We start from the raw sequence: 461 nt of genomic DNA on the forward strand, positions 1-461 counted from the left end.
GTTCGGGCAGCCGGCCTCTTCGCAGACGGTGTGCAGGCCTTCTTTTTTCACCAGGTTCTTCAGGCCCACGAACTCCGGGCCCATCTGGACCTTGGCCTTGATCCATTCCGGTTTACGCTCCACCGGGACCGCAGCGTTGCGCTGCTCGATCCGCAGCATCTTCCGGCCTTCAGGTGCCAGCGTCATGATTGTTTCCTTTGTTCGTGGTGTTGCCGTTGGTTGAGCGTGCCGCTGCTGTGGGGGCGGGTTGTCAGCATTCGACGACGTTGACGGCGAGGCCGCCCATGGCGGTTTCCTTGTATTTGTCGCTCATGTCCTTGCCGGTTTCGCGCATGGTGATGATGACCTCGTCGAGGGAGACGCGGTGGGTGCCGTCGCCCCAGAGCGCCATTTTCGCGGCGTTGATCGCTTTCGCGGCGGCGATCGCGTTCCGCTCGATGCAGGGGACCTGGACCAGCCCG

Annotated in this window: 1 protein-coding gene and 1 pseudogene; both read right to left on the bottom strand. The window is 62.9% G+C overall.

The window, feature by feature from the left end:
- Window positions 1–186, bottom strand: a pseudogene (locus ACTJK0_RS21425) (lipoyl synthase); the annotation flags it as partial.
- A 64-nt stretch (window positions 187–250) separates the two neighbouring features.
- Window positions 251–461 (bottom strand): L-serine ammonia-lyase, iron-sulfur-dependent, subunit alpha (locus ACTJK0_RS21430; protein ID WP_440746548.1); only part of this gene is annotated, 211 nt, incomplete at its 5' end.

Source organism: Paenarthrobacter sp. 22069, assembly GCF_052046035.1.
GTDB lineage: Bacteria > Actinomycetota > Actinomycetes > Actinomycetales > Micrococcaceae > Arthrobacter.